This is a genomic window from Saccharopolyspora sp. NPDC050642, assembly GCF_040654735.1.
Classification (GTDB): domain Bacteria; phylum Actinomycetota; class Actinomycetes; order Mycobacteriales; family Pseudonocardiaceae; genus Saccharopolyspora; species Saccharopolyspora elongata.
This window is the reverse complement of record NZ_JBFAIN010000026.1, coordinates 48590-73936: the sequence shown is the minus strand read 5'-3', so window position 1 is coordinate 73936 and position 25347 is coordinate 48590. Positions and strand designations below refer to the sequence as shown.

The window sequence follows — 25347 nt, the reverse complement described above, 5'->3', positions numbered from 1 at the left end:
CCGCTCATCTCGTGTGCCATAACAGTACAACAGGCTCCGGAGGGGTTTTCAGGGGGGTCCCCCTGTTGGATCTACCCACGGACTCGGTCGAGCTGCTACACCGTGGGTCGTGGCGACAGCACAGCGCGCGCATCCTCCGCTAGTGGCTCCCGAGGCCGAGGGCGTGACCCCCGAGCAACGCCGTGAGCTGCAGGAACGACGGTTGCGGCAGTTGGTCGACCGGCTGTTGGCCGCTGGGGGCCTGCAGGCCGGGCGGCTTCGGGAGCGCGGCGTCTCGGCCGGCTCCGACGTGCGGCTCGAAGACCTGCACCGGTTGCCGCTCGTCTCGAAGCAGGACTTCTGGGATCAGTACCCGTTCGGGCTTCGCGCGGCGGCCGAGGCCGACATCGTCTGCGTGCACGGCACGTCCGGCACGATGGGCCGGCCGACCCTGGTGCCCTACACCGCGCATGACATCGAGGTGTGGACGCAGGTCATGGCCCGGGCGCTGGGCGGCGCCGGCGTGACGCGGCGCAGCGTCGTGCACTGCGCCTACGGGTACGGCCTGTTCACCGGCGGGCTCGGCGTCCATCACGGGGCGACGCGGCTGGGCGCGACTGTGCTTCCGGTGTCCAGCGGTGCGACCGATCGGCAGCTGCGGTTGTTGCTCGATCTGCGTCCTGATGTGTTGTGCTGCACACCGTCGTACGCGACCTACCTCGGCGAGGCGCTCGCTTCGACCGGGATCACCGCCGATCAGCTGTCGCTGCGGGTGGGCCTGTTCGGGGCCGAGCCCTGGACCGAGGAGATGCGGCAGGGCATCGAGGGGCTCCTGGGGTTGCGGGCGCTCAACATCTACGGGCTCGCCGAGGTGATCGGGCCGGGCGTCGCTTGCGAGTCGCTGGACTCCGGGGGCTTGCTGAACATCGCCGAGGACCACTTCTTCCCCGAGGTCGTCGGCCCGGACGGCGAGCCGCTGCCCGACGGCGAGGTCGGCGAGCTCGTGTTCACGACATTGACGAAGTCCGGCACCCCGCTGCTGCGCTACCGGACCGGCGATGTGGCGTCGCTGAGCGGGCCCGCTCCCGGTTCGCCGCGGACGCTGCGCCGGATGAGCCGGGTGCTGGGGCGCACCGACGACATGGTGGTCATCCGCGGTGTCAACGTGTTCCCGTCGGAGATCGAAGCCGTGCTGCTGGCCGATCGGCGGGTGGCGCCGCACTACCTGATCGTCGAGGACCGCCGGGACCGGTCGCGCCCGGAGCTGCGGGTCGCGGTCGAGCCGCGGGACCCGAACGGCGACACCGAGCTCCTGGCGCGCGAGCTGGCGGCCGCGCTGCTCGCCCGGCTCGACATCTCGTGCATCGTCCGGGTGCTCGACCACGTGCCGCGAGTCGCCACCGGCAAGGCGCAGCGCCTGGTGCGGTGGGAGCACGGGGTCAGCCCGCTACCCGGCATCGAGTGAACGCAGGGTCCGCGCCGCCACCCGCAGGTCCGCGACGAACCCCTGGTACATCGCCTCCCTGTCGTCGGAGCGGAGGATCGCCGACGGGTGGATCGTGGCGAGCACGTGGGCGTCGCGGCCCGGGAGGTCCAGCACGGTGCCGCGTTCCTTCGTGATGCGGAACGACGTGCCCAGCATCGCCTGCGCGGCGGTCGCCCCGAGGCAGATCACCAGCCGAGGCGCGACGACCCGCAGTTCGGCATCCAGCCACGGGCGGCACGCATTGACCTCGGTCTGGGACGGCTTCCGGTGGATTCGCCGCTTGCCGCTGGTGCGCTCGAACTTGAAGTGCTTGGTCGTGTTGGTGACGTAGACGTCGTCGCGCCGGATGCCGGCCTCCGCCAGCGCGCGGTCCAGCACCCCGCCCGCAGGCCCGACGAACGGCACGCCCCGCCGGTCTTCCTGGTCGCCGGGTTGCTCGCCGATCACCACGACCTCCGCCGTCTCCGGGCCGGCGCCGAAAACGGCCTGGGTCGCGTCGCGGTAGAGGCCGCAGCCCCGGCATTCCTGAACCGCTTTCCGCAGGCCGGGCAACCTGGCCCTGGACGGGACGAACTCCTCGGCGCCGGGCACGGAGTCAGACGGCGTGGCCGTGGGGTTTCGGGAGGCCGCGGGTGTTGGCCGCCTTGACGAACTCGGCGCGGGGGTCGTGCAGTTCGCCGAGCGCGACGACCTGGCGGCGGAACGGCAGTTCCAGCAGCCAGTCGCCGAGGATGCGCGCCTTGTGGGACGCGGTCGGCATCTTCGCGAGGTGGTAGGTGCGGTGCAGCAACCACGCCGGGAAGCCCTTGAGCTTGATCCCGTAGACCTCGGCGGCGCCCTGGAACAGGCCGAGCCCGGCCACCGATCCCGCGTACTTGTGCTTGTAGTTGACGAGTGGTTCGCCGCGCAGCATCGCGAGGAGGTTGTCCGCCAGCACATTGGCCTGGCGGACCGCGTGCTGCGCCGACGGGCTGCACAGGGCGTCCGGGTCGCTGCTGGTCAGGTCCGGCACCGCGGCGCAATCGCCGGCCGAGAACACGTTGTGGGTGCCGCGGACCTGGAGCTTGGCCGTGCATTCGAGGCGGCCCTTGGCGTCCCTCGGCAGGTCGCTGTCCTCCAGCATCGGGTGCGGCCTGACGCCCGCCGTCCACACCACGGTGTCGGTGTCGAACTCGTCTCCGTCGGAGAGCACCGCATGTCCGTCCACGAAGGACTTCGCGGTGGTGTTCAGCTTCACCTCGATGCCGCGTTCCTCCAGCCGCTGCCTGGTGTACTCGCTCATCGGCGGGCTGACCTCGGGCATGATCCGGCCCATCGCCTCCACCAGCACCCAGCGCATGTCGCCCGCCGAGACCTGCGGGTAGCTGCGGATCGCGTAGCGGGCCATGCTCTCCAGCTCGGCCATCGCCTCGATGCCCGCGTAGCCGCCGCCGACGAACACGAACGACAGCAGCCGCCGGCGGAGCCGCTCGTCGGTCGTGCTCGCGGCGATGTCCAATCTGGACAGCACGTGGTTGCGGAGGAAGATCGCCTCGCCGATGGTCTTGAACCCGATGCCCTGCTCGGCCAGGCCGGGGATGGGCAGCGCCCGCGAGATCGACCCCGGGACCACCACCAGCATGTCGTAGCCGAGGCGCTCGACGGTGCCGTCGCCGAGGGTCGCGGTCAGCTGCTGGGTGGCGTGGTCGATGGCGGAGACCTGCGCGGTCAGCACCTCGCACCGGCGCAGCGCCTCCCGCAGCGGCACCACGACGTGCCGCGGTTCGAGCGATCCGGCCGCGGCCTCGGGCAGGAACGGCTGGTAGGTCATGTGCGGCTGGGTGTCGATCACCGTGACCTTGGCCTCGCCGGGCTTCATCTTCCGCTGCAGGCGCAACGCGAGCGTCAGGCCGACGTGTCCGCCGCCGACGATCACGACACGTGGTTCAGGCATTTTGCGGCTCTCCTCTCGCACCGGATCGGGTGCGGCGGGGATCCACCTCGCGCTCCGGGTGCCGCCGCAGGTACTCCTGTTCGAGCTCGAAGGTGCGCGCCGTGTGCTCCCGCAACGCGTCCGGCGAGCCGTGCAGGAAGGTGTCGTTGCGGGTCGCGTGCAGGTGGCGGAGCTCCTGCAGCAGCAGTTCCTCGGCCAGCTCGAAGCCGGGGATTCCGGTTGTCGTGCTCATGTCGTCCTCCCGCATCGCAGGCAGGCACGGATCACGACGCCGCGGGATCGACGTCAGTGCCGGGATACCCAACGATCCACGGCCGGACACCTGCCCCATCGTGCCCCCAGCCTGCGGCGCGGCGGAGCGTTCGGCGACTCGAACCCAGCGGCTACGCGGCGTCGGCGGCCGGGGCGGGACGGGGCGCGGCGGACGGGCGGGTTTCGGGGGCGCCGATCCAGGCCACCAGGCCGAGGACCGCGGTGAAGCCGGTGATGGCGAACGCCGCCTGGTAGGACACCGTGTCGGCGAGGACGCCGGCGATCAGCGGGCCGAGGATCGCGCCGAAGTCGGCGGACATCTGGAACGCGGCCAGCACCGGCCCGCCCTTGCCCTTCGCGCCGACGATGTCGGCGACCGCCGCGTTCTGGGCCGGGTTGAGGATTCCGGCGCCCATGCCCGCGATCAGCGAGGCGGCGAGGAACCACGGGACGGAGTCGGTGAAGCCCAGCGACGCGGTGGCCAGGCCGGAGACCAGGAGCCCGACGAGCACCAGCGGTTTGCGGCCGCGCTTGTCGGCCATCCGGCCCGACAGCAGCAGCACCGCGGCGTTTCCGACGGCGAACACGGAAAGCGCGACGCCGGCCATCGACTGGGTGGAGCGCAGCGCCTCGACCACGAACAGCGGCACGAGCGCGATGCGGACGCCGTAAACGGCCCAGCCGTTGCTGAAGTTCGACAGCATGGCCGCCCGGTAGGCACGCTGGCCCAGCGCCTGGCGGACCGTCATCGACGGCGCTCCGTTGTCGGGCTGCGGCGCGGCGAGCGTCGACTTCCGCAGCAGCAGCCAGCCGATGAACGCCGCGATGAACAACGCGATCCCGTAGGTGATGAACGGAAGGCGCAGCGAGTAGCCGACCATGACGCCGCCGATGATCGGCCCGGAGACGTTGCCCAGCAGGAAGCTCGTCGCCCACACGCCGGAAGCGCGGCCGCGCAGGTGCGGCGGGGCGAGGCGGACCAGCAGCGCCACGGCCGACACCGTGAACATCGTCGAGCCGGTGCCGCCGAGCGCGCGGAAGATCAGCAGCTGCCAGTAGGAACCCGCGAACGCGCAGGCGGCGGTGCTGATGCCGACGATGGTGATGCCCCACACGTAGATCGAGCGCTCGCCGAAGAACGACACCAGGCGGCCGCTGACCGGCGCGAAGGCCAGCCGCATCAGGGCGAACGCGCTGATCACGAAGGAGGCGGCGGTGACGCCGACGTCGAAGCTGGTGGCGAACGTCGGCAGCGCGGGCGCGACGATGCCCATGCCGACGGCGACGATGAAGCTGCCGACGACGAGGATCCAGATCTCGCGAGGTAGGGAGCTGATGCCGGCGTCGCCGCTGTCGACGGGTTCGGTGGTCTCGTCCGCCGTGACCGGGCTGCTCGACACCGTTCCTCCCAAGTGTTTAGGCAAACTAAGGGAAGCAGCGCACTGCGGCGCGGTCAATCGAGTTACCGCGCCGCAGGCACTGTTTCGTCAGTGTTAACGCCTGCCCCGCACCGCTATTCCGGGCGAGCGGCGCACATCACAGGAGTTCGTCGATCCGGCGCGCGTAGGCGGTCACGCCGTAGACCACCTCGAAACCGCAGGCCTCCGCGAACCGCTCGGCCGTGCCGCCTTCCTCGGTGTGCGCCGCGACCAGCAGCGATCCCCGCTCGCGCAGCTCGTCGACGACGTCGGCGACCAGCTCCCGGCCTACGCCGCGGCGCCGGCGACCGGGCCGCACGATCACCTGCTCGACCAGGCCGATGCCCCGCTCGATGAAACCCTGCGCGAACCCGGCGATGCGGTCGGCGCCGGGGTCGTCGACGACGCGCAGCACGCAGCGCGGGTCGTCGATCCGGTGCCCGAGGTTGCGCAGCAGCCGGCGCTCACCCGCTTCCGAGAGCTCGGCGTCGTCGGCGATCAGGTCCACGATCCCGGGCAGGTCGCGATCTTCGGCCGGACGCGCTTCTCCCCTGGCGTACTGGCGAACCCGGTGCAGCATCGCCACGAGTTCTTCCACCGCACGCCATCCGGCGTCGTCGGCGATGCCCTCGATCTCCGCCACCGTCGTCGGCGAGGCGTAGACGACGGCCTCGTCGCGGCCCGCCTCGGCGAAGACCTGCTCCAGTTCCAGCAGGGTTCCGGCGACCTCGGCGAGCGTTCCCCACAGCGCGCACGCGTGGTTCGCGGTCGGCAGCGGGTTGTCCTGGTTCAGCACCACGGTCGCGGCGCCCACTCGTGTGCGCAGGCCGTACCGCACGATGGCCGAGGCCAGCCTCGCGGTCTCGACGAGCCCGGCGAGGTCGCGGGCCTGGCGCGGGTCGAGCAGAGCTTCGTCGTCAGGGTCGTGCAACGGATCCACGCATTCATTGTCCCCGCCCCGATCGACGCAGCGCGCAGTCGGACCGTTGAGGCAGGATGGAGTGTTGTGAGCACGCCCACCGAACTCGCCGACGAGCTGCTGTCCGTCATGTTCGACGCCGACCCGGTCAGCGCGACGCTTTACGGGATCCGGGACCGCGACGACCGGTTGCCGAGCATTTCCGCGGAGGCCGAGCTGGCGCTGCGAACGCGCGCCGAGGACATCCGCGTCCGCGCGATGGCCGTCGACACCTCGCACGCCGACCTGGAGCAGCGGCTGACGATCGCGGTGGTCGTGCAGCAGGCTCAGGCGCTGGTCGACGAGTTCGACGCCCGCCCCGCCGAGTACACCGTGATCGGGAACCTGTTCGCGCCGGTCGCGGGCCTGCTGTTCCACCTGGGCCAGGTGCCGGTGGCCGACGCCGGGCAGGGCGAGGACTTCCTGCAGCGGTTGCGGCGGATCCCCGAGTTCACCGCATCCGCAGCGCAACGGCTCCGCGACGGGATCGCCGCTGGACGCGTCCCGGTGCGGCCGCTCGTGGACAACGCGATCGAGCACCTCGACGGCTACCTCGCCACGCCCGAAGCCGATCCGCTGCTGACCCCGGAGCTGCCCGAACCGGCCCTCGAAGCCGAGCGCAAGCGCCTGCTCGCCGACGCGGTGCACCCGGCGCTGCGGCAGTACCGGAACGTGCTCGCCGAGGAGATCGCCCCGCACGCCCGCCCCGCCGACGAGCCCGGGCTGTGCTGGATCAACGGCGGCCGCGAGACCTACCGGCGGCTGGTGCACGCCCAGACCACCACCGATCGCACCCCGAAGGAGCTCCACGAGACCGGGCGGGCCCACCTCGCGTCGCTGCGCGGCGAGGTCAGCGAGCTCGGCGCGAGGATCTGGGGCGAATCCGAATTCGACGCGGTGTTGCGCCGCCTGCAATCCGATCCGGAGCTGTACTGGCGCGACGGCGAGGAGATGCTGGCCGCGGCGCGCGAGGCGATCAGCCGGGCCGAAGCCGTTGCGCCGCAGTGGTTCGGGCTGCTGGCGAGCCAGCCGTGCGAGGTGCGGCCGGTGCCGGGCACCGCGTCGGACAGCACGCCGATCGGCTTCTACATCTCGCCCGCGCTCGACGGGTCGCGGCCGGGCGTGTACTTCGCGAACACCCAGGGGGCCGAGCAGCGGCCGCGCTTCGCCGCCGAGGTGATCGCCTTCCACGAGGTCGTGCCCGGCCACCACCTGCAGCTCGGCCTGGCCCAGGAACGCACCGATCTCCCGCTGCTGCGCAGGCTGGTCGGCATCACCGCCTACAGCGAGGGCTGGGGCCTCTACACCGAGCGGCTGTCCGACGAGATGGGGCTGTACTCCAGCGACCTGGCGCGGCTGGGCATGGTCGTGCAGGACCTGCTGCGGGCCGCCCGGCTGGTGGTCGACACCGGGCTGCACGAGTTCGGCTGGAGCCGGCAGCGGGCGCTCGACTTCATGCTCTCGCACACCACGTTGTCCCCGCTGGAAGCGGCGTCCGAGGTCGACCGCTACATCAGCATTCCGGGCCAGGCGCTGTCGTACCTGGTGGGGCGGTTGGAGATCGAGCGGATCAGGGACGCGGCCCGCGACCGGCTCGGCGACGCCTTCGACATCCGCCGCTTCCACGACGCGATCCTGCGGCACGGCGCGCTTCCGCTGTCCACGCTGGACGTTCTGGTCCGCGAGGAGCTCGCCTGACGGCTCCTGCGACATCCAGGTGATCCCGCCCGAGGGCGCCCGAAAACGACACGCAACGCATTAATGTCGATACCGAGCGTGCTCTTACCGTGGTCGACCCTCGGCGGCTCCGGCCGTCGACCGGGGGCGGGTTTCCCATCGGATGCCGGAGGCGTCATGAGCGACGATCTCGATTTCCGCGCTCGTGCCGGCCGTCCGGCCGTGGGTGCCCCGCGAGATTTGGAGGCGCCGTGACCGGGACCTTCCACCACCGCCAGGAGAGACTGCGCCGCGAGGCAGAGGCGGAACTGCGCGACAGGCTCCTGCCGACCTGGCAGAACCGGGTGCTGCAGCGGTTCGCCGTGGAGCGCGACAACGGCTGGTACCCGCTGCTCAACCAGTTCGCGCCGCACACCCCGGCCAATCGCCCCGACGCCGTGCTGGTCGGGCCGACCGGGGTGCTGGTGATCCTGCTGCGCGAGGCCGAACCCGGCTGGGAGGACTCGCGGGCGGCGTTCCTGTGGATCGCGGAACTGCTGGCCGGGGCGTCGATCGGGCCGGGCGTGCTGACCGAGTCCGCGGCCCGGACGGTGGTCGTGCATCCCGTCGACCACCAGGGCCGCCGCGGGCACACCGGCGAGCACCTCGCGATCACCGAGGCCGAGCTGGACCGGATCCTGAAGCGCGGCGACGAGGTGTTCACGGCCGCGGATGCGCTGGCGATCGCCCGGCACCTGGACAGCCGCACCTTCGACCTGACGCCGATCATGTGGAACCCGAAGCGGATCCCGCAGCAGCGCGGGCCGGACCAGACGGGCTCCGCGGGCCTGTTCGACGTGCGGGACCTGCGTCGCGAGCGCGTCGAGCACGCCCTGGACCGGCCGTTCCGGGACTGGCGGATCTTCCTGGACGACGCCCAGCACGGCGCGGTGCGCAGGCACTACTCCGGTCCGGCGCGGATCACCGGCCCGGCGGGCACCGGCAAGTCCGTGCTGGCCTTGCACCGGTTGGCCTACCTGGCGCGGCGGAGCACCGGGCCGCTGCTGTTCACCACGCACCTGAGCAACCTGCCGAAGATCGCCGAGGCGCAGTTCCGGTCGCTGGCCCCGCACCTCGCGTCGCGCATCGAGTTCACCCACCTGCACGCCTGGGCGCGGGCTTTCCTGGAGGAACGCGGCCGGGCCGCCGATGTCGACGAACCGCAGGTGGAGCAGGCCCTGGAAGCGGTGTGGCAGCGCGCCGAGCTGTCCACTCCGCTGCGGAACTTCCGGGCCGCGCGCGGCTACTGGAAGGACGAGATCGACCGGGTGATCAAGGGCCGCGGCATCCGGTCGCTGGAGGCCTACCGGGCGGTGCCGCGCAAGGGCCGCGGCGCGAACCTGCCCGCCGAATTCCGGGCCCACGTCTGGCAGTTCTACTGCGAGTACGAGCGCGCGCTGGGCGAGCGGGGCGTGTCCGACCACAACGACGTGCTGATGCGGGCGCTGGCGGAGCTCGAACGCAGCCCGCTGCCCCGGCAGTACACCGCGGTGGTCGTCGACGAGGTCCAGGACCTGACCCTGATCGGGCTGCGGCTGGTGCACGCGATCAGCGGCGACGAGCCGAACCAGCTGCTGCTCGTCGGCGACGGCCAGCAGCAGGTGTACGCCGGCGGCTGGCGGCTGTCCGAGGCCGGGATCTCGTTGCAGGGGCGCGGAGAGATCCTGCGGCGCAACTACCGCAACCGCACCGCGATCGTCGAGCAGGCCGGGGAGCTCGACGCGGTCAACCGGTTCGACGACCTCGACGGCGGCCCGACCGTCCCGCTGCGCTCGGCGCTGCCGGTGCTGCGCGGCGGGCGGGTCGTCGAGTGGCAGGGCGACGACCAGGACGAGGCATTGGTGGCCGCGCTCCGGCGGCTCGACGACGACACCGCCACGGCCGTGCTCACCCGCACCAACGGCGCCGCCGAGCACTGGGAACGGGTGCTGCGCAAGGCGGGTTTCGCGGTCCGGCCGCTGGACCGCTGGGACGGCAGGGAGTCCGGGCCGATCCACGTCGGCACCGTGCACCGCGCCAAGGGCACCGAGTTCCGCAGCGTGTTCCTGCCCGACGAGCGGTCGCTCTCCGGCGGCTACCGGGAAGAGCGCGAGGCGCTGCACCGGCAACGACTGGTGGCCCTGACGAGAGCCCGCGACTTCCTGTGGATCGGCACCGTCGTCGCGTCGTGAGCGCGGCTATTACCGCTCAGGAGCGCTCGCGATCGGCTTGCGCCAGGCGCACGATCGCCGCGGCGGCCGACGACGGCAGGGCACCCCAGCGCTCGGCGACGTGCACGGTGAAGGCCTCGCGGAGCTCGTCGCCCAGGGCTTTGCCCTCGTCGGTCAGGCTCAGCCGGCTGATCCGGCGGTCGCTGCGATCCGCCACGCGCGTCAGCAGGCTGCGCCGCTCCAGCCGGTCGACCATGCCGGTGATGTTGGTCTTGTCGCAGCCGAGCAGGGCCGCGAGTTCACCGAAGGACGGCGTGCGGTCCTTGAGCAGGCACAGCAGCTCCACCTGTTGCGGTGTCAGCCCGAAGCGGCGAGCGATGGCCGCGTAGAGCCCGCGCAATTCGCGATGCAGGGCCATCAGGGCGCGCGAGAAGTCCGGGTCCATCCGCGCAGGTTATCCCGAATGTTGACAACCTCGACAAATTTAGTTAATGATCTCGACTAACGATTACCTCTACCGATGGAGGAGAATATGGACGGAGTCGCCCTGGTCACCGGGAGCTCGCGCGGCATCGGCCGGGCCATCGCCGAACGGCTCGGCGCCGACGGCATGAGCGTGGTCGTCAACTACCGGTCCGACCGGACGGCCGCCGACGAGGTCGTCGCCAAGATCGAAGCCGCCGGCGGGCGGGCGACGGCGGCGCAGGCCGACGTCACCGACCCGGCCCGGCTGCGCGCCCTCTTCGACGCCGCGGAACAGCACTTCGGCGGCCTCGACGTCCTGGTGAACAACGTCGGCACCGCCCGCTTCTCGCCCATCGCCGAGGCATCCGACGACGACTTCGACGTGCTGTTCGGCACCAACGCCCGCGCCACCTTCATCGCCCTGCGGGAGGCGGCGAACCGGCTGCGCGACGGCGGCCGGATCGTGGTGATCTCCAGCGGCGTCACCGCGGTGAACCGGCCCGGCACCGGCCTCTACGGCGCCGCCAAGGCCGCCGGCGACCAGCTGGTCCGGGTGCTGGCGAAGGAATTGGGGCCGCGCCGGATCACCGTGAACAGCGTGTGCCCCGGCGCGACCCGAACGGATGCGCTGGCAGCGATCCAGCCCGAGTCGGTCATCGAGAGGATGGCGGCGGAAACGCCGCTGGGCCGCATCGCCGAGCCCGGCGACATCGCCGACATCGCGGCGTTCCTGGCCTCCGACGACAGCCGCTGGGTCACGGGCCAGGTGATCAACGCCGGCGGCGGCACGTTCTGAGCCGTCCAGTCGTGAGCGGTGGTGGTCGCTCACGACGTCAGCGCAGGTTTCCGGCGCCCATCGGGGAGAACTCGCGCAGCGCCCGATCCACCCGGGCCAGGGTGTCGGCGTGCAGGCCGATCCGGGCCGCTTCGAGGTTCTCGGTGATGTGCGCGGGCGTCCGCGATCCGGGGATCGGCACCACGGCCGGATCCTGGTGCAGCAGCCAGGAAAGCGCGAGCTGGCCGGGCGAGATTCCCAGTTCCGCGGCCAGCGACCGGATCGGCGCGTAGCGGTCGTTGTTCGCGGCCAGGTGCGCCGCGTCGAAGCGCGGGATGTTGCGCCGGAAGTCGCCCTCGGAGACCTCCCGGACCGTGCCGGTGAGGAACCCGCCGCCCAACGGGCTCCACGCCACCACGCCCACCCCCAGCTCGCGGGCGGCGGCGAGCAGGTCCGCGTCGATCGGCTGCCACATCGACCACTGGGTCTGCACCGCGGCGACCGGGTGCACGGCGTGCGCCCGGCGCAGCTGATCCGCATCCACATTGGACAGACCGAGGTGCCGGACCAGCCCGTCCCGGATCAGCTCGGCGACCGCGCCCACGGTGTCCTCGATCGGCACGACCGGGTCCGGGAAGTGCGGGTAGTACAGGTCGATCCGGTCGGTGCCGAGGTTGGCCAGGCTCTGCTCGGCGTAGCCGCGAACGTGCTTCGGCTCGGCGTTCACCGCCAGCTCGCCGAAGGCGTAGTTCACCGGGAACTGGTGCGACTCCGCGCCCTCCGGGATCCGGAAGCCGAACTTCGTCGCGATCACGACGTCGTCGCGGCGGCCGCGCACGGCCTCGCCGATGATGCGCTCGTTGTGCCCGTCCGCGCCGTAACCGTCGCTGGTGTCGATGAACGTCGTGCCCGCGTCGAGCGCGTGGCGCAGCGCCCGGACCGCCCGGTCGTCGTCGATCTCGCCGTACATGCCGGGCGACAGCACCATCGCGCCGAATCCGATGGCCGAAACGTCGAGGCCGCCCAGGGACCGGGCGGGAAGTTCTCCAGTCATGGCAACGATCTTCCGGCCGATCCGGCACGATGTCGAAGACCCGCTGCTATAACCGATGGTTATGGACGTCCACCTGCGCCACCTGCGGTACTTCCTCGCGGTGGCCGAGGAGCTGCACTTCACCCGGGCCGCGCAACGGCTCTTCGTCTCGCAGCCCGCGCTGTCGAAGCAGATCCGGGTGCTCGAACGCGAGCTCGGCTTCGACCTCTTCGAGCGCCGATCGCGCGACGTGGTGCTCACCCCGCAAGGCGAAGCGCTGCTGCCCGGAGCCATCGCGACGGTCGCCGAGTGGGAACGCGCGCAGCAAGCCGCACGAGAAGCTGCGGAGCAGCGCGAACTGGTCGTCGGCATGCAGACCGCCGTCGGCCGCGGCCTGCAGCGCCGGGCGATGCGCCGGTTCGGCGAGCAGATGCCGAACTGCCGCGTGGTGCTGCGGCTCGTGGACTGGACGGACCCGACCGCGGGACTCACGGACGGCAGCTCCGACGTCGCGTTCGTCTGGCGGCCGGTGCAACCGCGCGACATCAGCACCCGGACGTTGTTCAGCGAGCGGCGGGTGATCGCCCTGCCGGACGACCATGCGCTGGCGGGCAAGGAGGAAATCCCGTTCGCCGACCTGCTCGACGAACCGTTCATCGCGCTCCCGCCGGAAGCGGCCGGGCTCCGCGACTTCTGGCTGGCCACCGATGCCCGGCAGGGCCGCGCGCCGGTGATCGGCGCGGTCGCGGAGGCGGCGGACGAGGTGTTCGAGGCCATCGCGGCGGGACTGGGCGTGGTGCTCCTCGCGGAGGGCAACGCTGAGCTCTACGCCCGCCCCGGCATCACCACGCGGCCGGTCGCCGGGTTGTCCCCGGCGGAGCTCGCCATCGCCTGGCGCGCCGAAGACACGCGTCCGGCGGTCCGGGCCTTCCTCACTGCCCTGGCAGCTGAGCCGCCGCGCTCGGATTCCTCCCAGTTCTAGGCGAAATCGGAAACCACCGAGCAGCCCCAGACCGGCAGAGATGTCCGATTTTGCCTAAATTTGGGCATTTTCGCGCCCACTGGGTGGGATCGCGGGCCGCAGCAGGAATTGTCCGGCGCCGGGCGACGTCTCCCAGAACGTCGATCTTCGCTTAGGAGAACTGGTGACCTCTGCCCCACCGGCCCCGCAGGCCCAGGCGACCGACAAGCCCCAGCCCGGGCGTCTGTCACGCAACGCCGCGTTCTGGACCCTCGCCGCCACGCTGCTCGCCTTCATGTGCGCCGCCGCGGCCCCGTCCCCGCTCTACCCCGTCTACCAGGCCGAATGGCACTTCTCCGCGATCACGCTCACGGTGGTCTTCGCGGTCTACGCGATCGCGCTCCTCGCTGCGCTCGTCACCGTCGGCGCCCTGTCCGACCACATCGGTCGCCGCCCGGCGCTGCTCGCCGCGCTCGCCACGCAGGCCGTCGCCATGCTCGCGTTCATCACCGCCGAAAGCAGCGGCTGGCTGCTCGCGGCACGCATCTTGCAGGGCCTCGCAACGGGTTTGGCGACCGGTGCGACCAGCGCGTGCCTGGTCGACCTCCGCCCGAAGCTGGCCCCGCTGATCAACACCGCCACCCCGGGCATCGGCCTCGGCGCCGGCGCGATCGGTTCGGGCCTGCTCGTCGAGTACGCGCCCGCCCCGACCACGCTGGTCTACGTGCTGCTCCTCGCGGCGTGCGCGGTGGCTGCCGTCGGCATCGCGCTGATGCCCGAGACGTCGCCGCGACGGCCCGGTGCGCTGGCTTCGCTGCGGCCCAGGATCGGCGTGCCCGCCGACGCCCGCGGCCGGTTCCTCACCGTGGTGCCGATCCTGATCACCACCTGGTCGATGACCGGCTTCTACATGTCGCTGGGCCCGTCCCTGGCCATCGAGCTGCTGGGCATCACCAACCACCTGGTGGGCGGCTTCGTGGTCTGCTGCCTGATGGGCACGAGCGCGATCGGATCGGTCGCCTTCCGCAGCGTCGCGCCGCGCACCGCGATCATCGCCGGCGTGCCGACGCTGCTGGTGGGCCTGGCCGGCACCCTCGCCGCGCTGGCCACGACCTCGGCGCCGTTGTTCTTCGGCAGCACGGTGATCACCGGATTCGGCTTCGGGGCCGCGTTCCTCGGCGCGTTCGGCAGCGTGTCCCGGCTGGCTGCGCCGGACAGCCGCGCGGCCCTGTTCGCGACGGTGTACACGGTCAACTACTCGGCCTTCAGCCTCCCGGCGGTGGCGGCGGGCATCGCCGTGACGTGGGTCGGCCTGGGCGTGACCGCCAACGCCTACGCGATCGCCGTCGCGGTGGTGGCCGCCATCGGCCTGCTCGCCGCGCTGCGGGCCGAGCACTGACCGGAGGATCTTCCGGGCTGAGGCTCGATGCCCGGCGACCGGAGCGGATAGTGCTCAGCCGACCGTGCCGCTCACCGGGGATGCAGCCATGCCGGAGCCTCTCGAGTACGTCGTGGACGACCGCGAATTCGAGGAGAAACGCCTGCTCCCGGACGCCGAACAGCACAACGCGACCGTCGTGGGCCCGTGCCTCTACGGCGCCTGGGCCACCAAGTAGCGAGCCCTAGGGGCCGGATCCGGGAGATTCCCGGGGCGCCGCCGGATGTCCGCGGGTGAGGCGATCCGCAGTCTGGTGCGGTGTCGAAGCGAAACTCGCAGCGGTGGCGGCAGGCCGTCGTCTGGCTGCACGTGATCACCTCCGTTGGCTGGATGGCCCAGGCGCTGGTCCTCTTCACCCTGCTGGCGACGAGCGCCACCAGCGACGACCCCGCGGTCCGGATCGGCGCGACCTCGATGGCGCACGTCGTGGACACGCAGCTGCTCGCGCCGTTCGCCAACGCCGCGGCGTTCACCGGCTTCATGCTTGCGGCGTCCACGCCCTGGGGCTTCTTCCGGAACTGGTGGGTCCTGGCGAAGTTCGCGATCACCATCGTCCAGCTCTACGCCGGGATCTTCCTCCTCTCCGACGCGCTGGAAGGCTCGGTCGAAGCCGCCCGGGCGGGCCTGACCCCGCCGCCGGCTCTACTGGTCGGCACCGCACTGATGGCCTCGGCGATCGCCTTCCAGGCCTGGCTGTCCGTCGCCAAGCCCTGGCGCCGCACCGGTTGGGCGGCGAAGGAGAAGCCGCCGACCGCCTCGAACCGCGTCTTCGCCGCGACGGTGGCCGCGCCGCTGATCGACATCGCGATCGGCCTGGCCCTCGGCTTCCCCTCCCCGCTGTGCCAGCTCGTCGTCCTGGCCGCCCGCCTGGTCGCCCGGCGCCGGCAGCTCCGGCCTCAGCTCGCCGGGAGCCGGTTGGCGTAGATCGCGACGCTGCCGATCAGCAGCAGGGCGACCATCGAGAGCAGGCCCACCACCGTGCTCCCGGTGGCGTCCTTGACGAAGCCGATCAGCGTCGGGCTGATGAACCCGCCGAGCAGGCCGATGCTGTTGATCAGCGCGATCCCGCCTGCCGCCGCCGTGCCCTTCAGGTAGGTCGACGGCATCGCCCAGAACACCGTGTACGACGCCCACATGCACGCGGTGGCGACGATGATGGCGATCAGCGAGACGGCGAAGCTGCTGGCCGTGAAGGCTGCGACAGCGAGCGCGATCGCGCTGATCAGCGCGGTGATCGAGCTGTGCAGCCGGCGCTCGCCGGTGCGATCCGAACGCCGCCCCAGCACGATCATCAGCACGATCGCGAACGCGTACGGCAGCGCCGAGTAGAGGCCGATCGTGACGGTGTCGGTGAGCCCGTTCTCCTTGAGGATCGTCGGCAGCCAGAAGCTCACCGCGTACAGGCCGCTGATCAGGCAGAAGTAGCCGATCGCCAGGGCGTAGACGCGCGGGTCGCGCAGCACCTGCCGGAAGCTGTGCGTCCCCTTGTCCCGGTCCACCGCGAGGTCGCGGCGCAGCAGTTCCTTCTCCTCGGCGCTGAGCCACTTCGCCTGGTCCGGGGTGTCGACCAGCGTCAGCCAGACGATCACCGCGAGCACCACGCACGGCAGGCCTTCCAGCAGGAACATCCACTGCCAGCCGTGCAATCCGGCGACGCCCTCGAAGTGGGTGATCAGCCACGAGGAGACCGGACCGCCGAGCATCGAGCCGATCGGGCCGGGCAGCATCAGCAGCCCCATCGCCGCCGCCATCCGCGCCGGCGGGTACCAGTAGGTGAGGTAGAAGATGATGCCGGGCGCGAAGCCGGCCTCGAACACGCCGAGCAGGAAGCGCAGGACGTAGAACGACGTCGCGTCGCTGACGAACATCATCGCCGCCGAGGTGAGCCCCCAGAGGACCATGATGCGGAAGATCGTCTTGCGGGTGCCGATCTTCGCCAGCAGCAGGTTGCTGGGCACCTCGAAGATCACGTAGCCGAGGAAGAAGATCCCGGCGGCCAGCCCGTAGACCGACTCGCTGATCCCGACGTCCTCCTGCATCTGCAGCTTGGCGAACCCGATGTTGACGCGGTCCAGGTACGCGAAGGTGTAGCAGAGGATGAGCAGCGGCAGGATCCGCCAGCTCACCCGCCGGTACAGGGCGTCGGGTGCCACTGCGGTGTTGGTCATGGTTGCTCCGTGCGGTTGCGGTGGCGACCGAAAACCGGTTCGCCGGGCAGGCGGTCGAGTTGGATCTGCTCGTCGCGGACCACGAAGGTGCCGCCCACGAGCACGTGGTCGATCCCGGTGGAGGGCCGGACCTGGGTTGCGGTGGCGCCGCTGGCGATCGCGCCGGGGTCGAACACCACGATGTCGGCGTCGGCGCCGACCTGGATCCGGCCCTTGCGCCTCATCGAGGGCGCCGCGCTTTCGAGGATCTGCGCCGGCAGCAGGGTGCAGCGCCGGACGGCTTCGACCAGCGACAGCACGCCGAGCTCGCGGACCAGCCAGCCGAAGGTCCGCGCGTAGCAGCCGACGCTGCGCGGATGCGTGAGGACGTCGTCGGCGACCGGCCAGGTGTCACCGGCCTGCCCCGCCAGCGGCACCGCGTCCGAAGCGATCGCGGTGTCGGCGAACAGCAACGAGCGCTGCAGCGTCGCCAGGTCCGCCGGATCGGTTTCGTCGAGCCAGTCGAAGAGGATCAGCGCGCCGGGATCGGATTCCCGCAGCTCCGCCAGCCGCGCGGCGTCCGCGACGCGCTCCCCCGTGGCCAGGCAGAGGATGTTCTTGGGCACCATCCCGAGCCGGTGCAGCAGCTCGGGCGCCAGGAACGCCGCACCGATCACCGTCGACGCCGAGCCGTACGGATATGCCTCGGTGGTGACCTGCAGGCCGTACCGCCTGGCGCGGTCCACCGCGCCCGCGATGTCGTCGATCATCCGGTTCGACGTGCTGTTGATGTGGCACATGTGCATGTGCGCGCCGGTCCCGGCCGCCGCCGCGATCACCTCCAGCGCCCCTTCCAGCGAGGTCCCGGGCTCCTCGGTGGAGATGAACCGGGTGTGGGTGAACGTCGGCACGCCGAGCCGCGCGGCCAGCGAAGCCACCGCGAAGTACTCGTCGCGGCCCGAGTCGGGCGCGTAACCGACGAGCACCCCGATGCCGAGGGCGCCGTCGTGGATCTGCTCCTCCAGCAGGTCCAGCACCCGCGCCACATCGCGGGCACCGGCGGGCCGACGCCAGTTCGGCGCGCCCTGGTGCTTCGAGAACATGCCGAACGACGTGCCCAGCGCAGCGTCGTCGAGCAGTCGCATCCGGGCCAGCGCCCAGCCCGCGGAGTAGCCGAAGTTGATCGGCCGCCCTTCGGCGGTCGCCTCGGCGTAGGCGGTCCGGACCGGCAGCGCACCGGCTTCCAGCTCCAGCGCCGTGGTCACGCCGTCGAGGGCCTGCAACCGCAGCCCGGTCACCGTCTGCGCGTGGCTGTGCATGTCGATGAAGCCCGGCGCGAGCACGCGGTCGGAGACGTCGACGACCGCTTCGCCGGTCAGCCGGGACGCCGAGACGGCCGCGATCCGGCCGCCGCTGATGCCGACGTCGCGCACCTCGTCCAGGCCGGTCTCCGGGTCGATCACCCGCGCACCCGCCAGGACCAGTTCGAACCGCTGCTCGCCGCTCACCATGCGATGCAGCGTGGGGAAACCTCGTCACAACAACCGCAGAACGATGGATATCTCCGCGAGGTGCGGTTTGAATGTCGGAAAACGACGCAGCCGTCATCCGGCCGTCACACGCGAGGAGGTCGCCCGGTGCTGGACGAAGTGGATCTCGCGCTGGTGGACGCCCTGCAGATCAACCCGCGAGCGAGCTGGACCGCGCTGGCGGAGGTGCTGGAGCTGGCGCCGATCACGCTGGCGCGCCGCTGGCAGCGGCTCACCGACGCCGGCGCCGCCTGGATCACCGTGGCGCTGGGCAACAGCTCGGCGAAGGGCGCGACCATCGAGTTCGCCTGCGCGCCCGGCACCGAGCTGCGGGTCGCCGAGCAGCTCGCCGAACTGCCGCACGCGATCACCGTCGGCGTGACCACCGGCGAGTACCAGGTCTTCGCACTCGTCATGGCGCCGACGCTGGGCGCGATCTCCAACGTGCTGCTGCGGACCCTGCCGGTGCCGGCGGAGGTCACCAAGATCCGCAGCCACGTCTTCGGCAGCACCTTCGGCGGCATCATCTGGCGGCTCGGCGTGATGAACCGGAGCCAGGCCGAGCAGGTCCGCGAAGCGGTCGGGCCGAGGCCGCGCGAGATCCGGCCGTTCGGCGCCGCCGACCGGGCCCTGTTCCTGGCGCTCGGCCACGACGGCAGGCGCAGCTACGCGAGCCTGGCGGCAGAGCTGAACACCTCGCCGCAGGCGGTGAAGCGCCGCCTCGACCGGCTCCGCCGCCACGGCGACATCGCGTTCCGCTGCGACGTGGCCCGGCCGCTGGCGGGCTGGCACGCGATGGCGCTGCTGTGGCTGGCGGTTCCGGACACGGAAGTGCAGCGGATCGGCAAATCCCTCGGCGGCTGGCCGGAAACCCGGCACTGCGCGGCGGTCGCGAGCCCGGCGAACCTGGGCCTGATCGTGGGCCTGCGCTCGCTGAACCACCTGGACGACCTGCTGATCCGGATCGCCCACGAGCACCCCGACGCCAAGGTGGTGGACCGGAAGCTGGTCCTGCGCACGACCAAGGTCCACGGCCGGATCCTCGACGACGAGGGCCGGAGCACCAGGGTCGTCCCGGTGGACCCCTGGGCGGCCCTCCCGACGTAGCGGTGTCCTTTGGGCTGCTAGAGACGCTGTTTGGGATGCGGTGCCGCGGGGTCGTGCCAGGTCGGCTGATGGCTTCGAGGCCGGTGAAGCGAACGGCCTGTCCACCTCACCTATCGGCACGAACGGACCGTTCACTCCACACCAGCCGATACCCGCCGACGCCCGATGAATGCAGCGAACGGACCATTCACCCCACCTACCGAGACGAACAGGCCGTTCACCCCACACCAGCCAACGCCCACCGACGCCCGATGACTCGAGTTTGGAACAAGCTCGATGCCGACCCGAAAGACTCACGGGTCGACCGACAGCGTCAACCCGTGCTCATGCGCGTAGATGACCGCGTGCACCCGGGTCCGCAGACCGAGCTTGGCGAGGATCCGCGCGACGTGCGTTTTGACCGTGCCCTCCTCGATCCACAACGCTCGGGCGATCTCGCCGTTGCTCAACCCGCGCGCGACCTGCAGCAGGACTTCGCGTTCCCGTGCGGTCAGCCGGGCGAGATCCGAGCCGGCGGGCTGCGGTGAAAGCCGCGCGAAGCGGCGCACCAGCCGCCCGGTGACCTGCGGATCGATCAGGCCCTGGCCGCGGGCGGCAGCGCGCACGGCGTCGACGAGTAGCTGCGGGTTGTTGTCCTTGAGCAGGAATCCGGTGGCGCCGACCCGCAACGCCTCGAAGAGGTACTCGTCCAGGTCGAAGGTCGTCAGCGCGATGACCGCCGGAACGTGCGCGGCATCCGGCGCGGTGAGCGTCCGGGTGACGGCGATCCCGTCCAGCCTGGGCATCCGGATGTCGACAACGGCGACGTCAGGTCGGCGGGATCGCGCCTGCCGGATCGCCTCGGCGCCATCGGCGGCCTCGGCGACCACCCGCACACCCGGCGTTGTGTCGAGGACGAGCCGCAGCGCGGACCGCACCGCCGCCTGGTCATCGGCGATCAGCACCCGAATCGTCACCGCGTCGCCCTCTCCGTCGGCAGGGTCGCCCGAACCAGCCAACCGTGCGGCTTCCGGAGCGTGATCAGCAGGCTGCCACCGAGCAGGTGCGCGCGTTCCCGCATGCCGCGAATGCCGTGTCCCTCGGCTGCGAGGTCGCGCGACGGGCCATCGTCCTCGACCGCGATCGTGACCTTCTCGGCCGCGTACCCGATCTCCACCCTGATCCCGTCGGCGCGGGCATGCCGGACGGCGTTGGTCAGCGCTTCCTGGGCAAGCCGGTAGCCACCGTGCTCGACCAGCGGCGGCAGCGCGGTGACCTTGCCGTGCCGGACGACGGTGATCGGGCACTCCGATGTGGACAACCGATCGGCCAACGCCTCGACGTCGTCCAGGGCGGAGCCACCGGGGTTGTTGTCGTCATGCAGCGTCTCCAACAGCTCGCGAACCTCCCCCAAAGCCGCTGCGGCGAGGGAATCGACCGTGTCGAAAGCGGTCCCCGCAGCGGGCGGGAGGTCGCGCAGTGCGTAGACCGCGGAACCGACCTGCATCCGGATGGCCGTCAGGTGGTGCCCCACCGCGTCGTGCACCTCGCGGGCGATCCGGCCGCGCTCCTCGGCCAACGCCCGGCTCGCTTCCGCTCGATGCAGCCGGGCCGCCTGCTCGGCGCGTTCCCCGTGCAACCGCATCGCGTAGCCGGCCGCCACCGGAGCGATCCCGGTGATCACTGCCTCGGCGAACAGCTCAGTGCCGAACCGCCCGGCGGGCAGCACCGACGCGTACATCAACAGCCAGCCCACGGACGCCGCGAACACCGGCGCAACGCGCTGCGGACGGTTGTAGGCGGCCGAGCAGAACGCGATCATCGCCACGGGCTTCCCGGACCAACCCGGCAACGACGATCCGGCCAGCACGACTACAGCTGCGACGACGGCGACGGACAGCGGCAGCCTGCGGCGCAATGCCAGCGGTGCCGCCGCAGCGAGGCTGAAACCAGCAACCGCGAACACCGGGGCCGTGCCCTGCCACATCGCCGCAGCGGCCACGACCACGGCAGCTACGCCGGCCAGCACGGTGTCCCGCGTCGTCGGGCCGAGGCGACGCCACAAACGCCCTGGGGGCGAGGCCGGCAGCCCCGCCCCCGACATGCGCACGCTCATCGGACGTTTGTAGCCGATCAAGCGGCCGGGCAGTGCGCGTCTGGAGGCGGCAGCTCACCAGCGGTCAGGTAGCGGTGCACGTGGTCCCGTACGCACCGGTTCCCGCTCAGGTAGAGCGCGTGGTTCCCTTCCGCAGGGAGGTACCGGGCACCAGGCAGCTGCGATGCCACGAGCCGGCCGTGTTCTGGCGGGGCGCCACCATCGTTGCTGCCGTTGGCGATCAGGACCGGTGGCAAGCCCGGTGCCGGCTGAAGCGGGTGCGGCGGGAAGCTCCCGGTGCGCGGCAGCCCGGCGCACCTGCCGACAGTTGTCCAGAGCATGCCCCAGCCCAACCGCGGTGCCACCTCGGCGCGAAGCCTGGCCTCGGCGAGCTTCATCTCGTCGTAGCCGGTGCGGTAGGCGAGATCCGCGCACGTCGTGATCCCCATCAACGCCGCTCCGGGCACGTCCGGTTGCGGAGGCGGCGCCGATGGCGGAGCGAACGCGGTCGCATCGCCGGAGTCCGCAGCGGCCAGGGCGGTCGCCAACGCGGACCAGTCGTCCTCCCGACGCACCTTCTCCCCGGTCGACGCGACGATCCGCTCGGCACCGACGACGACGTCCGGGCCGGCCCCGGGAGCGGGGATCGGTTCCCGCTCGGCCTCGGCGAGCAGCTTGTCCCATGTGGACAGAACATCCCGGCCCGCCAACGCGCAGCTGGATTCCGCCTGGCACCAATCGGCGAACCGCTGCAGGTTGTTCTCCAGCGTCGCAGCCTTGGGCGCGACCCAGTCGTACAGCTCGCGGCTGATGTGCTCGCCCACGCTGTCCAGGTACATCCGCCCGACGTGCCCGCCGAACAGCTCCGCATACGCCTGGCCGTACATGGTGCCGTAGGAGTTGCCGAAGTAGTCGAGCTCGGGCTCGCCCAACGCCACGCGGATGGCGTCCAGATCGTGGGCCACCTGCCAGGAGTTGAGGTTGTCGCGCAGCGGGCCCATCGCGGGTTCGCAGGCCTCGGCGAAGCGGCGATCGGCCAGCGCGTACTCCTCGTAAGCCTCGCGGTCCGGGGGCGGCAACTCCGCCGCGAACGGCATCGGCTCCGGGCACGTCACACCGCTGCTCTCCCCCATGCCCCGGGGATCGAAGAGCACCACATCGAACCAGTTGGTCAACTCGTCGAGCTGGCGTTGCACGGCAGGCAAGGCGAAGAGCACCGGGGTCGGCCCGCCGGGGTTGACCACCAGCGTGCCGAGCTTGGTCGCCTGATCGCGGGCGGGAAGCTTCCCCAACCCGATCTCGATCTGCGCTCCCCCGGGCTGCGACCAATCCGCGGGAACAGCGATCTCGCCGCACCGCAGACCGTCGAAGCAGTCCCGCCAGGCGACGGAATCCCCGCTCGCACGTGGCGGCTGCGCCGACGCCGAACCCACCACCACCCCGCCGAGCACGGCGACAGCACCGAGCAAACTCGCGATCTTCGTCTTCATGCCGCTCAGCCTGGTCGCCCGAGCCGCGGCCGGTCGTCAGCCTTCCGGCAGATCTTCCTCCCCGCCAATGGCTTCCGCCTGGACAGACCCTCGACCAGGCGGGGGTCAGGACTCGTCCGCGACGCCGAGTTCGTAGGCGTGCAGGGTGTCGATGAACATCCGCCGCTGCTCGGGCGTCAGCGGCGCGAGCGCGTTGCGCCACGCGTCGGCGCCGCGGGCCAGCCAGCCGTCGATCGCCGGCAGCATCTCGTCGGTGATGCTGACGATCCGGCGTCGCCGGTCCGCCTCGTCCTCCCGCCGCTCCAGGACGCCTTTGCGGCTCAGCTCGCCGACCATCAGGCTCACCGTCGTCGGTGCCACTTCCAGCCTGGTGGCCAGCTCGTTCACCGTCATCGGCCCGTCGAAGAGCAGGTAGGACAGCAGCGAGAGGTGCCGCGGCGCAAGCGCGAGCGACTGGAGCTCGTCGGGGATCCGCAGCCTCTTGGCGCGCCCGACCAGCCGCGGCATGAGCAGCAGCAGCGCCCGGATCGCATCGTCGACGCCCGGATCACGGTCCTTCGTTGACATCAACCACGTCCAACCAATATCTTTGCTTACAAAGAAGCTTTGCTTTCAAAGCAAACCTTCTCCTCCATCGATGCTACGACGACCGAAGAGACCGACCATGCCGCACTTCACCGTGAAACTGCACGAAGAGATGCTCGACGAGAGCACCGAGCGCAAGCTCATCGAAGCCCTGACCAATGCGGCGACCGAGGTCTACGGGGAGAACTTCCGGCCGCTGGTGGTCGTGGAACTGTTCGGAATCCCCCGCCACCGCTGGGGTTCCGGCGGAGCGCCGGCGACGCGGGAGGCGGTGCAGGTCACCCTGAACATGCGCGAAGCGGGCCTGACCCGCCTCGACCCGGCGGTACTGATCACGTCGATGACCAAGGCGGCGACGGAGGTCTTCGGCGACCAGATCCAGGAAGACGTGACCGTCCACCTGGTCGGCGTCCCCCAGGGACGCTCGGGAGTCGGCGGCGAGGTCGCCTGACGGCGGCCATATCGGCGCTGCGATCCATCTCGGCGATGAGCACCTCGAACTGAGCCGAACACCCTGGCGGCAGCGGAGCCCCTCACGAGAAACTGACCACCATGAACCGGTCACCGCGGCTGTCCCGCGCCCAGCAGCGTGCGATCGAGCGGGTGGCCTCGCGCAGCGGCGGTGACGCCGTCGACCCGTCGCTGCGGGTGACACTGCACTTCCACCCGGATCGACTGCTGGCCGGGGTGCCGATCCTGGAAGCGATGGCACGGGATGGCATCTACCGGAGCCAGTTCGAGACAGGCACCAGCAACGGCGGGTTGACGGCGCATCCGGGCGGCGATCGGTGGGAGTGGGAGAGCCGCATCTTCGCAGGCGCGTACGACCACTCGCCTCCGCAGGAACGACCCAAGTACGGATCGTTGAACTACCGCCGCCGGCTGGTGGGCGGCTCCCCCCGCTTCGGCTCCGCACACCTTCGACTGCGGCCGGAGACCATGGAGCGGGTGACGTTCTGCTACCCGGACAGCGTTTTCGAACCGACCGACTTCGGGGTGGCGGCCAAGGCGTCGTCGTTGATCGCCATGGCGACCGGCGACGCCAAGGACGCGCTGGATGACTACGTCGAGGCCCAGATCCACGGCCCGGTGACCCTGGCCGAAGACGTCGAAGCCCTGGTCCTCGATCCCTGCTATCGCGGCACGAACGTCGAGCGCGCGGCGAACCGGCTGGGGTGCCGACTCGAATTCCACCCCGGATTCCGCCTGCGGGCAGCGGAGTTGCGCCGCAATCCGGAGTACCGAGGACGCCAGTACGTGGAGCTCGGCCTGTCACTGATGGGCCAGGAGGGACTGACCCCGAAGGTCATCGGAGATGCGTCCCGAACGGGAAGCTACGACGAACAAGCCCTGAAGCGCGTCTGGCACTGCACAGCCCGCTTCGGCACCCCAGAACTGGCGAACGACGACCACCGCCCCCAGTAGACGAGCGGAGCCGTTCCCATGACCGGCTCCGGACACACCGGATGTCCCGAACTACGCGGTCCGAACGGCCTCGAACCCGGCCAGCATGGCGTCGAGCGCGAAGTCGAAGCGGGAGTTCGCCCTGGGTCGGCGCTCGACGCGGGCGGCGGCCTAACCACGATCCTCTGGCGCCAAAAGAGCCCCACCCCGTGACCAACCCAAGCCCAGGGGCCAGGACAAAGAACGAAGCCAGTCCCCAAACCCAAGGAACCAACGAAGACCACCCCACAACGGAGAGCCGCAGGCGCGACCCCACCAAACAGCCAAGACAAGACACTGACCCCCGACCAGACAGAGAACAACGGAGAGCCGCAGGCGCGACCCCTTGAACAGCCAAAACAAGGCGCTGACCCCCGACCAGACAGAGAACAACGGAGAGCCGCAGGC

General features: G+C 70.9%; 24 protein-coding genes. 11 read left to right on the top strand and 13 right to left on the bottom strand.

All coding sequences use genetic code 11. The annotated features are described in order from the left end of the window. Positions 1 to 142 precede the first annotated feature (142 nt). Complete coding sequence (locus AB0H93_RS30650) at positions 143 to 1444, top strand: AMP-binding protein (RefSeq protein ID WP_358577070.1); 1302 nt, start codon at positions 143 to 145, stop codon at positions 1442 to 1444. Here AB0H93_RS30650 and AB0H93_RS30645 read toward each other — a convergent pair. From AB0H93_RS30645 to AB0H93_RS30625, 5 genes are all read right to left on the bottom strand, one after another. Beyond that, positions 1427 to 2056 carry a UdgX family uracil-DNA binding protein gene (locus AB0H93_RS30645; protein ID WP_358577068.1) on the bottom strand — a complete coding sequence of 210 codons (630 nt, stop codon included), beginning with the start codon at positions 2054 to 2056 and terminating at the stop codon, positions 1427 to 1429. The genes AB0H93_RS30650 and AB0H93_RS30645 overlap by 18 nt on opposite strands. A 4-nt stretch (positions 2057 to 2060) precedes the next feature. Further along, entirely contained in the window at positions 2061 to 3398 is a 1338-nt protein-coding gene (locus AB0H93_RS30640; protein WP_358577066.1) for an FAD-dependent oxidoreductase, read from the bottom strand. Then, positions 3391 to 3630 (bottom strand): DUF6158 family protein, encoded by a 240-nt coding sequence (locus tag AB0H93_RS30635; RefSeq protein ID WP_132482330.1) that lies wholly within the window; start codon positions 3628 to 3630, stop codon positions 3391 to 3393. The genes AB0H93_RS30640 and AB0H93_RS30635 overlap by 8 nt, the downstream gene beginning before the upstream one ends. Positions 3631 to 3781: 151 nt before the next feature. After that, positions 3782 to 5050, bottom strand: coding sequence for an MFS transporter (locus AB0H93_RS30630; protein WP_358577064.1), 1269 nt, complete (start codon positions 5048 to 5050; stop codon positions 3782 to 3784). Positions 5051 to 5186: 136 nt separating this feature from the next. After that, positions 5187 to 6008 (bottom strand): GNAT family N-acetyltransferase, encoded by an 822-nt coding sequence (locus tag AB0H93_RS30625; RefSeq protein WP_358577061.1) that lies wholly within the window; start codon positions 6006 to 6008, stop codon positions 5187 to 5189. Between the two features lie 66 nt (positions 6009 to 6074). Here AB0H93_RS30625 and AB0H93_RS30620 point away from each other — a divergent pair, with 66 nt between their 5' ends. Then, a complete protein-coding gene (locus AB0H93_RS30620; protein WP_358577058.1) occupies positions 6075 to 7724 on the top strand; it encodes a DUF885 domain-containing protein in 1650 nt (549 codons plus the stop codon). Between the two features lie 230 nt (positions 7725 to 7954). Beyond that, positions 7955 to 9913, top strand: coding sequence for a UvrD-helicase domain-containing protein (locus AB0H93_RS30615; RefSeq protein ID WP_358577055.1), 1959 nt, complete (start codon positions 7955 to 7957; stop codon positions 9911 to 9913). A gap of 16 nt (positions 9914 to 9929) precedes the next feature. On the opposite strand, the gene AB0H93_RS30610 is transcribed toward AB0H93_RS30615, so the two are convergent. Then, on the bottom strand, positions 9930 to 10337 hold the full coding sequence (locus AB0H93_RS30610; RefSeq protein ID WP_358577053.1) for a MarR family transcriptional regulator: 408 nt from the start codon (positions 10335 to 10337) through the stop codon (positions 9930 to 9932). A gap of 87 nt (positions 10338 to 10424) precedes the next feature. Between AB0H93_RS30610 and AB0H93_RS30605 the strand changes: the two genes are divergently transcribed. Beyond that, on the top strand, positions 10425 to 11153 hold the full coding sequence (locus AB0H93_RS30605; RefSeq protein WP_358577050.1) for an SDR family oxidoreductase: 729 nt from the start codon (positions 10425 to 10427) through the stop codon (positions 11151 to 11153). 37 nt (positions 11154 to 11190) lie between these two features. On the opposite strand, the gene AB0H93_RS30600 is transcribed toward AB0H93_RS30605, so the two are convergent. Next, positions 11191 to 12186 carry an aldo/keto reductase gene (locus AB0H93_RS30600; protein ID WP_358577047.1) on the bottom strand — a complete coding sequence of 332 codons (996 nt, stop codon included), beginning with the start codon at positions 12184 to 12186 and terminating at the stop codon, positions 11191 to 11193. Between the two features lie 61 nt (positions 12187 to 12247). Between AB0H93_RS30600 and AB0H93_RS30595 the strand changes: the two genes are divergently transcribed. The 4 genes from AB0H93_RS30595 (at position 12248) to AB0H93_RS30580 (ending at position 15488) form a co-directional block, all read left to right on the top strand. Further along, positions 12248 to 13147, top strand: a complete 900-nt coding sequence (locus AB0H93_RS30595; protein ID WP_358577045.1) for a LysR substrate-binding domain-containing protein — start codon at positions 12248 to 12250, stop codon at positions 13145 to 13147. A gap of 163 nt (positions 13148 to 13310) precedes the next feature. Then, positions 13311 to 14525, top strand: coding sequence for an MFS transporter (locus AB0H93_RS30590; protein WP_358577043.1), 1215 nt, complete (start codon positions 13311 to 13313; stop codon positions 14523 to 14525). Between the two features lie 88 nt (positions 14526 to 14613). Next, the gene (locus AB0H93_RS30585) at positions 14614 to 14742 is read left to right on the top strand and encodes a hypothetical protein (RefSeq protein WP_358577041.1); all 129 of its coding nucleotides are present in this window, start codon (positions 14614 to 14616) and stop codon (positions 14740 to 14742) included. A 152-nt stretch (positions 14743 to 14894) separates the two neighbouring features. Continuing rightward, complete coding sequence (locus tag AB0H93_RS30580; protein WP_358577158.1) at positions 14895 to 15488, top strand: hypothetical protein; 594 nt, start codon at positions 14895 to 14897, stop codon at positions 15486 to 15488. Here the strand turns inward: AB0H93_RS30580 and AB0H93_RS30575 are convergent. Continuing rightward, the gene (locus AB0H93_RS30575) at positions 15461 to 16732 is read right to left on the bottom strand and encodes an MFS transporter (RefSeq protein ID WP_358577039.1); all 1272 of its coding nucleotides are present in this window, start codon (positions 16730 to 16732) and stop codon (positions 15461 to 15463) included. The two genes, AB0H93_RS30580 and AB0H93_RS30575, sit on opposite strands and share 28 nt — an antisense overlap. Beyond that, a complete protein-coding gene (locus AB0H93_RS30570) occupies positions 16729 to 18222 on the bottom strand; it encodes an amidohydrolase family protein (protein ID WP_358577037.1) in 1494 nt (497 codons plus the stop codon). Before AB0H93_RS30570 ends, AB0H93_RS30575 begins: the two co-directional genes overlap by 4 nt. 126 nt (positions 18223 to 18348) lie before the next feature. Between AB0H93_RS30570 and AB0H93_RS30565 the strand changes: the two genes are divergently transcribed. Beyond that, the gene (locus tag AB0H93_RS30565; RefSeq protein WP_358577034.1) at positions 18349 to 19347 is read left to right on the top strand and encodes an Lrp/AsnC family transcriptional regulator; all 999 of its coding nucleotides are present in this window, start codon (positions 18349 to 18351) and stop codon (positions 19345 to 19347) included. 293 nt (positions 19348 to 19640) lie between these two features. Here AB0H93_RS30565 and AB0H93_RS30560 read toward each other — a convergent pair whose 3' ends face one another. The 4 genes from AB0H93_RS30560 to AB0H93_RS30545 all read right to left on the bottom strand — a co-directional run bounded on the left by AB0H93_RS30560 (position 19641) and on the right by AB0H93_RS30545 (position 23478). After that, positions 19641 to 20303: a response regulator transcription factor gene (locus AB0H93_RS30560; RefSeq protein WP_358577031.1), complete on the bottom strand. Its 663-nt coding sequence runs from the start codon at positions 20301 to 20303 to the stop codon at positions 19641 to 19643. Next, positions 20300 to 21442 (bottom strand): sensor histidine kinase, encoded by a 1143-nt coding sequence (locus AB0H93_RS30555; RefSeq protein WP_358577029.1) that lies wholly within the window; start codon positions 21440 to 21442, stop codon positions 20300 to 20302. Before AB0H93_RS30555 ends, AB0H93_RS30560 begins: the two co-directional genes overlap by 4 nt. A 17-nt stretch (positions 21443 to 21459) precedes the next feature. Then, complete coding sequence (locus tag AB0H93_RS30550) at positions 21460 to 22911, bottom strand: alpha/beta fold hydrolase (RefSeq protein ID WP_358577027.1); 1452 nt, start codon at positions 22909 to 22911, stop codon at positions 21460 to 21462. A 105-nt stretch (positions 22912 to 23016) separates the two neighbouring features. Then, positions 23017 to 23478 carry a MarR family winged helix-turn-helix transcriptional regulator gene (locus AB0H93_RS30545; RefSeq protein ID WP_358496848.1) on the bottom strand — a complete coding sequence of 154 codons (462 nt, stop codon included), beginning with the start codon at positions 23476 to 23478 and terminating at the stop codon, positions 23017 to 23019. 112 nt (positions 23479 to 23590) lie between these two features. Between AB0H93_RS30545 and AB0H93_RS30540 the strand changes: the two genes are divergently transcribed. Next, entirely contained in the window at positions 23591 to 23947 is a 357-nt protein-coding gene (locus tag AB0H93_RS30540) for a hypothetical protein (RefSeq protein WP_358577025.1), read from the top strand. Between the two features lie 101 nt (positions 23948 to 24048). Next, positions 24049 to 24921, top strand: coding sequence for a DUF3626 domain-containing protein (locus AB0H93_RS30535; RefSeq protein WP_358577023.1), 873 nt, complete (start codon positions 24049 to 24051; stop codon positions 24919 to 24921). Positions 24922 to 25347 lie beyond the last annotated feature (426 nt).

Bases quoted from the DNA above. Each gene is read 5' to 3' on its own strand.
- AB0H93_RS30640 (WP_358577066.1), bottom strand. From the start codon at position 3,398: ATGCCTGAACCACGTGTCGTGATCGTCGGCGGCGGACACGTCGGCCTG.
- AB0H93_RS30635 (WP_132482330.1), bottom strand. From the start codon at position 3,630: ATGAGCACGACAACCGGAATCCCCGGCTTCGAGCTGGCCGAGGAACTG.
- AB0H93_RS30610 (WP_358577053.1), bottom strand. From the start codon at position 10,337: ATGGACCCGGACTTCTCGCGCGCCCTGATGGCCCTGCATCGCGAATTG.
- AB0H93_RS30605 (WP_358577050.1), top strand. From the start codon at position 10,425: ATGGACGGAGTCGCCCTGGTCACCGGGAGCTCGCGCGGCATCGGCCGG.
- AB0H93_RS30600 (WP_358577047.1), bottom strand. From the start codon at position 12,186: ATGACTGGAGAACTTCCCGCCCGGTCCCTGGGCGGCCTCGACGTTTCG.
- AB0H93_RS30595 (WP_358577045.1), top strand. From the start codon at position 12,248: ATGGACGTCCACCTGCGCCACCTGCGGTACTTCCTCGCGGTGGCCGAG.
- AB0H93_RS30585 (WP_358577041.1), top strand. From the start codon at position 14,614: ATGCCGGAGCCTCTCGAGTACGTCGTGGACGACCGCGAATTCGAGGAG.
- AB0H93_RS30580 (WP_358577158.1), top strand. From the start codon at position 14,895: ATGGCCCAGGCGCTGGTCCTCTTCACCCTGCTGGCGACGAGCGCCACC.
- AB0H93_RS30575 (WP_358577039.1), bottom strand. From the start codon at position 16,732: ATGACCAACACCGCAGTGGCACCCGACGCCCTGTACCGGCGGGTGAGC.
- AB0H93_RS30570 (WP_358577037.1), bottom strand. From the start codon at position 18,222: ATGGTGAGCGGCGAGCAGCGGTTCGAACTGGTCCTGGCGGGTGCGCGG.
- AB0H93_RS30555 (WP_358577029.1), bottom strand. From the start codon at position 21,442: ATGAGCGTGCGCATGTCGGGGGCGGGGCTGCCGGCCTCGCCCCCAGGG.
- AB0H93_RS30550 (WP_358577027.1), bottom strand. From the start codon at position 22,911: ATGAAGACGAAGATCGCGAGTTTGCTCGGTGCTGTCGCCGTGCTCGGC.
- AB0H93_RS30545 (WP_358496848.1), bottom strand. From the start codon at position 23,478: ATGTCAACGAAGGACCGTGATCCGGGCGTCGACGATGCGATCCGGGCG.
- AB0H93_RS30535 (WP_358577023.1), top strand. From the start codon at position 24,049: ATGAACCGGTCACCGCGGCTGTCCCGCGCCCAGCAGCGTGCGATCGAG.